This window comes from Pseudomonas iranensis, assembly GCF_014268585.2.
Taxonomy (GTDB): Bacteria; Pseudomonadota; Gammaproteobacteria; order Pseudomonadales; family Pseudomonadaceae; genus Aquipseudomonas; species Aquipseudomonas iranensis.
The window spans coordinates 5683911-5697086 of the sequence record NZ_CP077092.1; the positions used below are offsets into that span (position 1 = coordinate 5683911).

Genomic DNA, 13176 nt, shown 5'->3' on the forward strand with positions numbered 1-13176 from the left:
CTCATTACAGCGCCGACAACTGCTCCATTGGCCAGCGTGCCTGCACGGTGATTGCCAGACTTTCCTGCTGACCGGCCTTCAGGCGCTGGCAACCGGCAAACGCGATCATCGCGCCATTGTCGGTGCAGAACTCAGGGCGCGCATAGAACACATCGCCCTTCATATCGCCGAGCATCTTTTCCAGCGAAACCCGCAACGCCTTGTTGGCGCTGACGCCGCCGGCAATCACCAGCCGCTTCATGCCTGCCTGTTTCAGGGCGCGCTTGCACTTGATGGTCAAAGTCTCCACCACGGCCTGCTGGAATGCCAGCGCGATGTCGCAACGGGCTTGCTCGCCGTCGTCCCCGGCGCTGACGCATTGCTGCCACGTGTTGAGGGCGAAAGTTTTCAAGCCGCTGAAGCTGAAGTCCAGACCCGGGCGATCACACATCGGACGCGGAAAAGTGAAACGTCCTGCGACGCCCTTCTCGGCCAGCTTGGCGATTTCCGGCCCGCCGGGGTAATTGAGGCCCATCATCTTTGCGGTTTTGTCGAAGGCTTCACCGGCCGCATCGTCGAGCGTCTCGCCGAGCAGGCTGTATTGGCCAATACCGTCGACCTGAACCAACTGCGTATGGCCACCGGAAACCAACAAAGCGACGAACGGGAATTGCGGCGGTTTCGGCTCCAGCATCGGAGCCAGCAAGTGGCCCTCCATATGGTGCACGCCAAGCGCCGGAATGCCCCAGGCAAACGCCAGCGCCTGCGCGCAGGAGGCACCGACCAGCAGCGCGCCGACCAGCCCAGGACCTGCGGTGTAGGCGATTGCGTCGATCTCGGTCGGCACACAGTCGGCCTCGGCCAACACCTGACGGATCAAGGGCAGCATGCGTTTGACGTGGTCACGCGAGGCCAGCTCCGGCACCACACCACCATAGACGCGGTGCAGGTCGATCTGACTGAACAGCGCGTCGGCCAGCAGACCGCGTTCACTGTCATACAATGCGACGCCGGTTTCGTCGCAGGAGGTTTCTAATCCCAGTACTAGCATGGGTTTGCGCCTTGTTTAGGCTGAATTCGAAGGCGCGCATAATAGTCGCCACGTGATGCCCCGACCAGCGGTTTTCGATCAGAGGCTTTGCATTCCGAGCGATGAGGGGTTAACATCCGCAACCCTTAAAAACCGACGTCTTCAAGTGCTCTTTTGCCGCGAGGATGTTGACCCCGGTAATGAATGAAGGTAGCTCTGGATGCCAGCCGTCAAAGTAAAAGAGAACGAACCCTTCGACGTAGCTCTGCGTCGTTTCAAGCGCTCCTGCGAAAAAGCCGGTGTACTGGCTGAAGTTCGTAGCCGCGAATTTTACGAGAAGCCAACTTCTGAGCGTAAGCGCAAAGCAGCAGCCGCTGTTAAGCGTCACGCCAAGAAAGTTCAGCGCGAACAGCGCCGCGCCGTTCGTCTGTACTAATCCACAGACGTTCGTAGCAAGCTTCTTGCCTAAGCCCGGCCCTCAGCCGGGCTAATGGCATTTGCGTAAAACGCTTGATGCTTCACCGTCGACGCCGCCGATGCGACCGAGACAAATCTGCTTCACCGCGTCAGGCCTGGCTCTTTTGCCAGCGGTGCACGTCTTTTCTGACGAGCCTTTCAAGGCTACTGACGAGCACACCCACTGATTCCTCTTACGACGATCAGCCCAAGGCACCTGCATGCGTGCCCGCTTTATTGAGCTATCCGAGGTCGACAATCGGCCGTCAGCGGATTCAGCGCAACACTTTCAAATAGTCGAAGACTGATAGGTACTAACGTCAGTGGATTTTCGGCAGATACACTTCCCGACAGCGATCACGCAGACGACACCGGTCGAGCCGCACTTTTTGTGCGTTTCCAGCAATGGCCCGCGTCCGACAGCCCGTCGCAACGGACTCATTGCAGCGCAGACGACGAGAACGCCATGGCCGGGCTGATTCCCCAGAGCTTCATTGACGACCTGCTGAACCGCACCGACATTGTCGACGTGGTCAGCTCGCGCGTGCAATTGAAGAAGGCCGGCAAGAACTACACCGCCTGCTGCCCGTTCCATAAAGAGAAAACCCCGTCGTTCAGCGTCAGCCCCGACAAGCAGTTCTATTACTGTTTCGGCTGCGGCGCTGGCGGCAACGCCCTCGGCTTTCTCATGGATCACGACAACCTGGACTTCCCCCAGGCCGTCGAAGATCTGGCCAAAGCCGCCGGCATGGAAATCCCCCGCGAAGAAAGCGGCCGCGAGCGCAAGCCGCGTCAGCCGACCGATTCGCCGCTGTATCCACTGCTCACCGCCGCCGCTGATTTTTACCGGCAGGCACTCAAGAGTCATCCGTCGCGCAAGGCTGCGGTGGATTACCTCAAGGGCCGCGGCCTGACCGGCGAGATCGCTCGGGATTTCGGCCTCGGCTTTGCGCCGCCAGGCTGGGACAACCTGCTCAAGCATCTGAGCAGCGACACCCTGCAACAGAAGGCCATGATCGAAGCCGGCCTGCTGATCGAGAACGCCGAAACCGGTAAGCGTTACGATCGCTTCCGTGATCGCGTGATGTTCCCGATCCGCGACACCCGTGGACGGATCATCGCCTTCGGCGGTCGCGTACTGGGCGACGACAAGCCCAAGTACCTGAACTCACCGGAAACCCCGGTGTTCCATAAAGGCCAGGAACTCTACGGCCTCTATGAAGCGCGCAAGAACAATCGCAACCTCGACGAAATCATCGTTGTCGAGGGTTACATGGACGTCATCGCCCTCGCCCAGCAAGGCTTGCGCAATGCCGTCGCCACGCTGGGTACCGCGACCAGCGAAGAACACCTCAAGCGCCTGTTCCGCGTCGTGCCGAACGTATTGTTCTGCTTCGACGGCGACCAGGCGGGCCGCAACGCCGCGTGGCGCGCATTGGAAGCGACCCTGCCGTGCCTGCAGGACGGTCGTCGCGCGCGGTTCCTGTTTTTGCCCGAAGGCGAAGACCCGGACACCCTGGTTCGCGCCGAAGGCACCGACGCTTTCAAGGCGCGCATCAATCAGCACGCGCAGCCGCTGGCCGATTATTTTTTCCAGCAACTGACCGAAGAATCCGACCCGCGCTCGCTTGAGGGCAAGGCGCACATGGCCACCCTCGCTGCACCATTGATCGACAGGGTGCCGGGAGCGAACCTGCGCATCCTCATGCGTCAGCGCCTGACCGAGATTACCGGCCTGAGCAGCGAGACCGTCAGCCAGTTGGTTCAGAGTGCGCCGCAGGAAGCACCGCCCGCCTACGATCCGGGCTTCGATTACGACGCCATGCCGGACTACAGCGACTACCATCAGCCGCAGGCACAGGACATGTACGCGCCGCAGCAGGAATGGACGCCGAAGAAACCCGGCGCCGGCGGCAAGAAGTGGGACAAGAAACCGTGGGACAAGAACGGCAAGCGTGGTGGCGATCGTGAACAGCAGCGCCCGCGCACGCCGATTGGCGTTGAATCGCCAACCCTGACGGCATTGAGAACATTGCTCCATCATCCGCAACTGGCCAAGCGCGTCGAAGACGCCGGGCACATTGCCGATGAAAATCAGACCAACGCCCAGTTGCTTGTGGCGCTGCTCGAAGCCGTACAGAAGAATCCCAAGCTAAACTCATTTCAGTTGATCGCGCGATGGCACGGTACTGAACAGGGTCGCTTGCTCAAGGCGCTGGCAGAAAAGGAATGGCTGATTGACGGAGATAACCTTGAACAACAGTTTTTCGACACCATTACTAGCTTGTCCGCCCGCCAACGCGAGCGAAATCTCGAACAGTTACTCAGGAAAGCGCGGCAAAGCGAACTGAGCGTCGAAGAGAAAAATCAACTGCGCGACCTTTTAAGTCGCAATGTTTCCGCATCAAACCCGACCTCAACTGGCGCGTGAGGTCATAGCTCAGGTATAATCCTCGGCTTGTTTTTTGCCCGCCAAGACCTTCAGTGGATAGGGTGTTATGTCCGGAAAAGCGCAACAGCAGTCTCGTATTATTGAGTTGATCAAACTGGGTCGTGAGCAGAAGTATCTGACTTACGCCGAGGTCAACGACCACCTGCCCGAGGATATTTCAGATCCGGAGCAGGTGGAAGACATCATCCGCATGATTAACGACATGGGGATCCCCGTACACGAGAGTGCTCCGGATGCGGACGCCCTTATGTTGGCCGACGCCGATACCGACGAGGCCGCTGCGGAAGAAGCAGCCGCTGCGTTGGCGGCGGTGGAGACCGATATCGGTCGCACCACTGACCCGGTGCGCATGTACATGCGTGAAATGGGTACGGTCGAGCTTCTGACCCGTGAAGGCGAAATCGAAATCGCCAAGCGGATCGAAGAGGGCATTCGTGAAGTGATGAGCGCAATTGCGCACTTCCCTGGCACGGTTGACCACATTCTCTCCGAGTACACCCGCGTCACCACCGAAGGTGGTCGCCTGTCCGACGTCCTGAGCGGTTATATCGACCCGGACGATGGCATAGCGCCGCCTGCGGCAGAAGTGCCGCCGCCGGTTGACCCGAAAGCCGTCAAGGCCGACGACGACACTGACGACGATGATGCCGAATCTTCCGATGACGAAGAAGAAGCCGAAAGCGGTCCGGACCCGGTCATCGCTGCACAGCGCTTTGGCGCCGTCGCCGACCAGATGGAAGTCACCCGCAAGGCCCTGAAAAAGCACGGTCGCAACAACAAGGCAGCGATTGCCGAGTTGCTCGCACTGGCCGAGCTGTTCATGCCGATCAAACTGGTGCCGAAGCAATTCGAAGCCCTGGTCGAGCGTGTACGCAGTGCTTTGGATCGTCTGCGTCAGCAAGAGCGCGCGATCATGCAGCTGTGCGTACGTGATGCACGTATGCCGCGCGCCGATTTCCTGCGTCAGTTCCCGGGCAACGAAGTCGACGAAAGCTGGTCCGACGCCCTGGCCAAAGGCAAGAGCAAGTACGCCGAAGCCATCGGTCGCGTGCAGCCGGACATCATCCGTTGCCAGCAGAAGCTGATTGCGCTGGAAACCGAGACCGGGCTGACCATCGCAGAAATCAAGGACATCAACCGTCGCATGTCGATCGGTGAGGCCAAGGCCCGCCGCGCGAAGAAAGAGATGGTTGAAGCCAACCTGCGTCTGGTGATCTCGATCGCCAAGAAGTACACCAACCGCGGCCTGCAATTCCTCGATCTGATCCAGGAAGGCAATATCGGTCTGATGAAGGCGGTGGACAAGTTCGAATACCGTCGTGGTTACAAGTTCTCGACTTATGCCACCTGGTGGATCCGTCAGGCGATCACTCGCTCGATCGCCGACCAGGCCCGCACCATCCGTATTCCGGTGCACATGATCGAGACGATCAACAAGCTCAACCGTATTTCCCGGCAGATGTTGCAGGAAATGGGTCGCGAACCGACCCCGGAAGAGCTGGGCGAACGCATGGAAATGCCTGAGGACAAGATCCGCAAGGTACTGAAGATCGCCAAAGAGCCGATCTCCATGGAAACCCCGATCGGTGATGACGAAGACTCCCATCTGGGCGACTTCATCGAAGACTCGACCATGCAGTCGCCAATCGATGTCGCCACGGTGGAAAGCCTGAAGGAAGCGACTCGCGAAGTGCTGTCCGGCCTCACTGCCCGTGAAGCCAAGGTACTGCGCATGCGTTTCGGTATCGACATGAACACCGACCATACGCTCGAAGAAGTAGGCAAACAGTTTGACGTAACGCGTGAGCGGATCCGTCAGATCGAAGCCAAGGCGCTGCGCAAGCTGCGCCACCCGACGCGAAGCGAGCATCTGCGCTCCTTCCTCGACGAGTGATACCAGAACCCCCGGCCCAGGCCGGGGGTTTTGTTTTATGGCAGATTAAATTCCCCGCTCCGCCCTCCCCGCCGCGTACCCCGTCTACACTCGAAACAATCATCCCCAAGCCGTGACGAGAGCGTTATGCCCAGACTGGCGCCCGTGCTTTTTCTGCTGTCATTGATGATCTGCACCGCCACGGCTGACGCGCTGACTCTCACCGATGAAGAACGCAGCTGGCTGGCGGCTCACCCTGACTTGCGACTGGGTGTTGACGCGTCGTGGCCGCCTTTCGAATTTCGTGACGATCAGAACCGCTATCAGGGTCTGGCCGCTGACTATATCGACGTGATTCGCCAACGTTTGGCGATCAAGCTGACGCCGATCGAACCGGCAAGCTGGACGGTGGTGCTGGAGCAGGTGAAAAAAGGCAAGATCGATTTGCTGCCGGGAATCATGTCCACGCCGGAGCGCCAGAATTACCTGTCATTTACCCGGCCGTACCTCGACTTCCCGATCGTCATCCTTGCCCATGTCGGCGGCGCCCAGCCGCGCAAACTCGACGACCTCTACGGTCTGAAAATCGCCGTGGTGGAAAACTACGCCCCCCACGAACTGCTGCGTACTCACCACCCCGATCTGAATCTGGTCGCCATGCCCAATGTCAGCTCGGCGCTGCAAGCTTTGGCGACCGATGAAGTGGACGCCGTGGTCGGCGATCTCGCTTCCAGCGTGTGGAGCCTGCGCCAGCTCAAGCTCGACGGCCTCTACGTCAGCGGCGAAACCCCATATCGCTATCAATTGGCGATGGCCGTGCCCCGCGACAACAAGGTGCTGGTCGGGATACTTGATAAAGTCCTCGCCGACATGACCCCGGCGGAAATCAGTAGCATTCAGGAACATTGGGTCGGCAATGTGCTCGACCACCGCACGTTCTGGTCGGACCTGCTGATGTACGGTCTGCCCGGTCTGTTGCTGCTGATGACGATCCTCGCCGTGGTGATTCGCATCAACCGCCGACTGAGTTCGGAAATCAGCCGGCGCATCGACCTCGAACAGGAATTGCGCAGTAGCGAATATCACTACCGTGGCCTGGTAGAGAGCTTGTCGGCGATCGCCTGGGAAGCGCGGATGAGCGACTTCACCTACAGCTATGTTTCGCCGCATGCTGAAGACTTGCTCGGCTATCCACAGTCCCATTGGCTGATTCCGGGCTTCTGGCACAACATCATTCACCCCGCCGACCTGACCCGCACGCAGAACTATTGCAAGGAAGCGCTACGCCAGGGCCGCGATCACATCGTCGATTACCGCGTGATAACCGCTGACGGCCGCTGCCTGTGGGTGCGCGATATCGTCAGCCTGATCGAGCATGGCCACGAACCGGTGATGCGCGGGCTGATGATCGATATCAGTGAAATCAAGCGCACCGAAGAGGCGCTGCGCCTGTCCGAGCAAAAGTTCGCGTCGGTGTTCGAGCAGTGCCCGGACATTCTGGTGATTGCGCGTCTGTCCGACGGCTGCCTGCTAGAGGTCAACGAAGCCTTCGAGGAGCAGATCGGCCTCAGGGCCGAGGACGTCATCGGCCAAACCGCCACCAACCTCAGTATCTGGGGCATTCCCGGGGTCGGGCCGGGCCTCTTGCAGCGCTTGCAGGCCGGCAGCATCCGTAATCTGGAAATGCCCTTTCGTCGCAACAACGGCCAACTGTTCACCGGGCTGATTTCCGCCGAGCCCTTCGACCTCGACACCACCCCGGCGCTGGTGGTTGTGGTGCGCGACATCAGCCAGCTCAAGGAAACCCAACAGCAACTGCAAACTTCTGAAGAGAAATTCGCCAAGGCTTTCCATGCGTCGCCGGACGGCCTGCTGCTGTCACGCCAGAGCGACGGCCTGCTATTGGAGGTCAATGAAGGCTTCAGCCGCATCACCGGTTTCAACAGCGCGATGTCGGTGGATCGTTCGACGCTGGATCTGGGCATCTGGGTCAACCTCAACGAACGCAAACAGATGCTTGACCTGCTGCAACGCGACGGTTTCGTCCGCGACTTCACATGCCACATCCGTCGCAGTGACGGGCAGATTCGCCTGTGCGAAGTGTCCAGTCGCCCGCTGCCGATCGGCGACGAGGATTGCATGCTGACCATCGCTCGCGACATCACCGAACGCCATCTCATGCAGGAAAAACTGCAGCAGGCCGCGACCGTTTTCGAGAGCACCGCCGAGGGCGTGTTGATCACCGATACTCAACAACACATCAGCGCCGTCAATCGCGCTTTCACCGAAATCACCGGTTACAGCGAAAGTGAAGCGCTGGGCCACACGCCACGCTTGCTGGCGTCAGGGCTGCATGACAGCGCTTTCTACGCCGCGATGTGGCATCAATTGACCGACGAGGGACACTGGCAAGGCGAGATTTCCAACCGGCGCAAGAACGGCGAGCTGTACCCGAGCTGGCTGACCATCAGCGCGGTGCGCAATCGCGACAAGTTCATCACTCACTTCGTCGCGGTGTTCGCCGACATCTCCAGCCTCAAGCATGCCCAGGCCAAACTCGATTATCAGGCCCACCACGACCCGCTCACCGGTTTGCCCAACCGCACCTTGTTTGAGAGCCGCCTGCAAATGGCCCTGGCCAGCCAGCAGGAAAATGGCGGCCAAGGCGCGGTGCTGTTTCTCGATCTCGACCGTTTCAAACACATCAACGACAGCCTCGGCCACCCGGTCGGCGACCTGTTGCTCAAGGGCATCGCCGTGCGCTTGAAAGAACAACTGCGCGATATCGACACGGTCGCGCGATTGGGCGGTGACGAATTCATCATCCTGTTGCCAGGCTTGCAGCAAGCCAGCGACGCCGACAACATCGCGACGAAACTGCTCAACTGCTTCGGTGCGCCGTTCCAGGCCGGCGAACACGAGTTCTTTATCAGCGCCAGCATCGGCACCAGCCTCTATCCCCGCGACGGTTGCGATGTGGCCACGCTGGTGAAAAACGCCGACGCGGCGATGTACCGCTCCAAAGCCAAAGGACGCAACCGCGTCGAAAGCTACACCCGCGACCTCACTGCCCAAGCCAGCGAGCGCATAGCGCTGGAACACGAACTGCGCCGCGCCATCGAGCGCGATGAGCTGTTTCTCTATTACCAACCGAAAATCAGCCTGGTCGATCACAGTCTGGTCGGTGCAGAGGCGCTGATTCGCTGGCGCCACCCGACCTTCGGCGACGTGCCGCCCGAGCATTTCATTCCGTTGGCGGAAGAAAACGGCATGATCCTGCAGATCGGTGACTGGGTGCTGGAGACCGCTTGCCGGCAGATGTTCGAGTGGAACGAGATCTACCAACCGTTGGGGCCGCTTTCGGTAAACCTCGCCGGTGCGCAATTGCGTCAGCCCAACCTCTTGGTGCGCATCGAACAACTGCTCAAGGACAACCACCTCAGGCCGGATTTACTGCAACTGGAAATTACCGAGAATTTCATCATGAGTCAGGCAGAAGAGGCGCTGGCGGTGCTGCACCAACTCAAACACCTCGGTGTGCAACTGGCGATCGACGACTTCGGCACCGGCTACTCCTCGCTCAGCTACCTCAAACGCCTGCCGCTGGACATCCTCAAGATTGATCAATCCTTCGTCCGCGGACTGCCTGACGACCCCCACGACGCAGCCATTGTGCGCGCCATCATCGCTCTGGGGCGCAGCATGCAATTCACCGTGATTGCCGAAGGCGTGGAAACCCAGGCGCAACAACAATTCCTCGCTGCTGAAGGGTGCGAACAGATACAGGGCTACATCGTCAGCCTGCCGCTGCCACCGGACGAATTCGCCGCGACGTTTCTGCATGTAACCGTATCGGATTTTTCGGATAGCACAGCCGCGAAACCGTCGCTATAATCCGCGGCCTACTGAGGGCCTATAGCTCAGTTGGTTAGAGCAGAGGACTCATAATCCTTTGGTCCACGGTTCGAGTCCGTGTGGGCCCACCAAATTGAAAAGCCGCGCTGAATGCGCGGCTTTTTTGTGGGTGTAGTTATCCAGTCTTGCTAATACCAACCCAGGAAGAAAGCTGCGCTATCTGTAGGAACATTCTGAAGCGATGTTTCCGGGACGTTTCCAGCCTTGTTAGGCTTTCCTGCCAGCAATTAATCTCCTGACGCCATCGCCGCTCAGGATTGTTTCCATGCTCATGAATGCTGCTCCAACAATCAGGGAAGCAGCCGACCAAGCAACCTGGATCGATCTTGCCCTACCCGACTTGAGAACACTCACGAAAGAACTTCGATCAGCCGCAATTGCAGAAATAAAAAGGGCTGACGATGTAGCGGGTGCCTTGGGAATACTCTTGGAAAACTTCGGATTCATCGATGAGTCCGTTATGGCCGTGACTATCCTGACGCCCATTGGAAACGTTGCGGTTGCGAGAGACAAGCTGGCCCATATCGTTGAGAAACGCCCGGACTCCCGCGAGCGCTATGTGCGACACGCTATCGATACCTTAAAGGGACCCTTTGAAATATGGAAAGTCCGATACGATAACGGCGCACACCGCATGGCTTTCATCAATGCCTATGAGGCAAAAAACGACATGCTTGTGGTTGTGGACATTCGGGATGGACACGTTCTCTGGAATTTTATGCACGCTCCGGCGAGAGCCATGAACAGGCATCGAAAAGGCGAGCTTTTGTATAGGCGGTACATTCTTACGGACAAAAAAAGGGCAGCCATCGGGCTGCCCGTAACATCTAAATCCTGATATTTACATCCCCAGAAAATGGGATGAAGAGGTCTCACCTGACACCGATGTTGCAGCATCGCTGAGGTACCTACATCTGCTAACGCCCTGCAAGGCAGCAGATTTCGCGCTCTTGTTGGCATTCTTGGGAAACAGGGCAGACAAGTCAAATCAATTGTCAGAACATTTGTTTCATCAAATTCATCAGTGACCACTTTGCTATGGCGCAAAAGCCTTTCCTTATTTGCCTGTAAAGTGCGCCTCCCTCCGACTCAACGCCAGTGGAGCTTCCCTTGCCAGACACCCGCCACCCCATCCTCGACGAAATCGACCGCCAGCTGATCGCCGCGTTGCAAATCAACGCCCGCGAAAGCGTAGCCATGCTCGCTCGACAACTGGGGATTGCTCGCACCACCGTCACTTCGCGTCTGGCACGCCTGGAAAAAGCCAAAGTGATCACCGGTTATGGCGTACGCCTCGGCCAGCGCGTGGTCGATGGCGGGCTGCAAGCCTACGTCGGGATCAAGGTGCAGCCGCGTTCCGGCAAGGACGTGCTGCGACGTTTGAGTGCGATGGCGCAGGTGCAGCAGCTGTGTGCGGTGAGTGGCGAGTTTGATTATGTGGCGTGGTTGCGCACCGATTCGCCGGAGCAGTTGGATCAGTTGCTGGATCAGATTGGCAGCGTCGATGGGGTGGAGAAAACCACGACTTCGATCATTCTGAGTAGCAAGATTGATCGCGGGCAGCCGGTCTGAGCATTGGCCGGGCATTCTGGCTGAGCCGCTTCACGAGCAGGCTCGCTCCCACTTTTTTGGTCGGTATGCAGCCTGCAATCGTCAGTCTGCACAATAATCAGGCAAAACGACGACACATTGCGTCTTATTAACGCGCTCCCCGCTCCCTAGAATGGCTGGCATCTTTTCCTATACTCAGACGCGAATCCTGCGTCGGGTCGCCAACAAGGTCAGCCATGAACAAAAACAATCGCCATCCTGCAGACGGAAAAAAACCAGTCACCATTTTCGGTCCGGACTTTCCGTTCGCGTTTGACGACTGGATCGAGCATCCCGCCGGTCTGGGGAGCATTCCTGAGCAGCACCATGGTGCTGAGGTGGCGATTGTCGGGGCGGGCATTGCCGGTCTGGTGGCCGCGTATGAACTGATGAAACTCGGTCTGAAACCGGTGGTGTACGAGGCGTCGAAACTCGGCGGTCGTCTGCGCTCGCAAGCCTTCAACGGCACCGACGCCATCGTCGCCGAGCTTGGCGGCATGCGCTTTCCAGTGTCCTCCACCGCGTTCTATCACTACGTCGACAAGCTCGGCCTGGAAACCAAGCCCTTCCCCAACCCGCTGACCGGCGCGTCTGGCAGTACCGTGATCGATCTGGAAGGCGAAACCTACTACGCCGAAAGCCTGAAGGATCTTCCTGCATTGTTTCAGGAAGTGGCTGACGCCTGGGCGGATGCGCTGGAAGCCGGTTCGCAGTTCTCCGACATCCAGCAAGCCATCCGTGATCGCGATGTGCCGCGCCTGAAAGAGTTGTGGAACAAGCTGGTGCCGCTGTGGGACGACCGGACTTTTTACGACTTCGTCGCCACCTCGAAAGCCTTCGCCAAATTGTCGTTCCAGCACCGCGAAGTGTTCGGCCAGGTCGGTTTCGGCACCGGCGGCTGGGATTCGGACTTCCCCAATTCCATGCTGGAAATCTTCCGCGTGGTGATGACCAATTGTGACGATCACCAGCACCTGGTGGTCGGTGGCGTCGAGCAGGTGCCGCAGGGCATCTGGCGCCATGTGCCGGAGCGCTGCGTGCACTGGCCGGCGGGCACCAGCCTGAAATCCCTGCACCGTGGCGCACCGCGTTCCGGTGTGAAGAAAATCGCTCACGCACCGCAAGGCCGTTTCGCCGTTACCGACAACAACGGTGACGCCCGCGAATATGCCGCTGTGCTGACCACCTGCCAGAGCTGGCTGCTGACCACTCAGATCGAATGCGACGAAACCCTGTTCTCGCAAAAGATGTGGATGGCCCTCGACCGCACGCGCTACATGCAGTCGTCGAAAACCTTCGTGATGGTCGACCGGCCGTTCTGGAAGGACAAGGATCCAGAAACCGGCCGTGATGTGATGAGCATGACCCTCACCGATCGCCTGACCCGTGGCACCTATCTGTTCGACAACGGCGACGACAAGCCGGGTGTGATCTGCCTGTCGTACTCGTGGATGAGCGACGCGTTGAAAATGCTCCCGCATCCGGTGGAAAAACGCGTTGAGCTGGCGTTGAACGCGCTGAAAAAGATCTACCCGAAAGTCGACATCGCCGCACGGATCATCGGCGATCCGATCACCGTGTCGTGGGAAGCCGATCCATACTTCCTCGGTGCTTTCAAAGGCGCCCTGCCCGGCCATTACCGCTACAACCAGCGCATGTATGCGCACTTCATGCAGGACGACATGCCGGCCGAACAGCGCGGGATTTTCATCGCCGGCGACGACGTGTCGTGGACACCGGCGTGGGTCGAAGGCGCGGTGCAGACCTCGCTCAACGCGGTGTGGGGCATCATGAAACATTTCGGCGGCTCGACACATAAAGAGAACCCCGGCCCGGGTGATGTGTTCAAAGACATCGGCCCTATCGCCCTGCCCGAGTAAG

At 58.9% G+C, this 13176-nt stretch carries 8 protein-coding genes and 1 tRNA gene; 8 read left to right on the forward strand and 1 reads right to left on the reverse strand.

Annotation, left to right across the window (positions count from 1 at the left end):
- Positions 1-4: 4 nt before the first annotated feature.
- On the reverse strand, positions 5-1030 hold the full coding sequence (gene tsaD / locus HU724_RS25715; protein WP_016772883.1) for a tRNA (adenosine(37)-N6)-threonylcarbamoyltransferase complex transferase subunit TsaD: 1026 nt from the start codon (positions 1028-1030) through the stop codon (positions 5-7).
- A 199-nt stretch (positions 1031-1229) separates the two neighbouring features.
- Here tsaD and rpsU point away from each other — a divergent pair, with 199 nt between their 5' ends.
- The 8 genes from rpsU (at position 1230) to HU724_RS25755 (ending at position 13175) form a co-directional block, all read left to right on the forward strand.
- On the forward strand, positions 1230-1445 hold the full coding sequence (rpsU, locus tag HU724_RS25720) for a 30S ribosomal protein S21 (protein ID WP_002551877.1): 216 nt from the start codon (positions 1230-1232) through the stop codon (positions 1443-1445).
- A gap of 486 nt (positions 1446-1931) precedes the next feature.
- Positions 1932-3896: a DNA primase gene (gene dnaG / locus HU724_RS25725; RefSeq protein ID WP_016772882.1), complete on the forward strand. Its 1965-nt coding sequence runs from the start codon at positions 1932-1934 to the stop codon at positions 3894-3896.
- Between the two features lie 67 nt (positions 3897-3963).
- Positions 3964-5811 carry an RNA polymerase sigma factor RpoD gene (gene rpoD / locus HU724_RS25730; protein ID WP_133336078.1) on the forward strand — a complete coding sequence of 616 codons (1848 nt, stop codon included), beginning with the start codon at positions 3964-3966 and terminating at the stop codon, positions 5809-5811.
- Between the two features lie 126 nt (positions 5812-5937).
- A complete protein-coding gene (locus HU724_RS25735; protein WP_186568893.1) occupies positions 5938-9684 on the forward strand; it encodes a bifunctional diguanylate cyclase/phosphodiesterase in 3747 nt (1248 codons plus the stop codon).
- A 15-nt stretch (positions 9685-9699) separates the two neighbouring features.
- Positions 9700-9776 (forward strand) — tRNA-Ile (locus tag HU724_RS25740).
- A gap of 194 nt (positions 9777-9970) precedes the next feature.
- Positions 9971-10543: a PBECR2 nuclease fold domain-containing protein gene (locus tag HU724_RS25745; RefSeq protein ID WP_186568894.1), complete on the forward strand. Its 573-nt coding sequence runs from the start codon at positions 9971-9973 to the stop codon at positions 10541-10543.
- Between the two features lie 272 nt (positions 10544-10815).
- Positions 10816-11277: an Lrp/AsnC family transcriptional regulator gene (locus HU724_RS25750; RefSeq protein WP_039757699.1), complete on the forward strand. Its 462-nt coding sequence runs from the start codon at positions 10816-10818 to the stop codon at positions 11275-11277.
- Between the two features lie 215 nt (positions 11278-11492).
- On the forward strand, positions 11493-13175 hold the full coding sequence (locus tag HU724_RS25755; RefSeq protein ID WP_186568895.1) for a flavin monoamine oxidase family protein: 1683 nt from the start codon (positions 11493-11495) through the stop codon (positions 13173-13175).
- Position 13176: the final 1 nt, after the last annotated feature.

Bases quoted from the DNA above. Each gene is read 5' to 3' on its own strand.
- tsaD (WP_016772883.1), bottom strand. From the start codon at position 1,030: ATGCTAGTACTGGGATTAGAAACCTCCTGCGACGAAACCGGCGTCGCA.
- rpsU (WP_002551877.1), top strand. From the start codon at position 1,230: ATGCCAGCCGTCAAAGTAAAAGAGAACGAACCCTTCGACGTAGCTCTG.
- dnaG (WP_016772882.1), top strand. From the start codon at position 1,932: ATGGCCGGGCTGATTCCCCAGAGCTTCATTGACGACCTGCTGAACCGC.
- rpoD (WP_133336078.1), top strand. From the start codon at position 3,964: ATGTCCGGAAAAGCGCAACAGCAGTCTCGTATTATTGAGTTGATCAAA.
- HU724_RS25735 (WP_186568893.1), top strand. From the start codon at position 5,938: ATGCCCAGACTGGCGCCCGTGCTTTTTCTGCTGTCATTGATGATCTGC.
- HU724_RS25745 (WP_186568894.1), top strand. From the start codon at position 9,971: ATGCTCATGAATGCTGCTCCAACAATCAGGGAAGCAGCCGACCAAGCA.
- HU724_RS25755 (WP_186568895.1), top strand. From the start codon at position 11,493: ATGAACAAAAACAATCGCCATCCTGCAGACGGAAAAAAACCAGTCACC.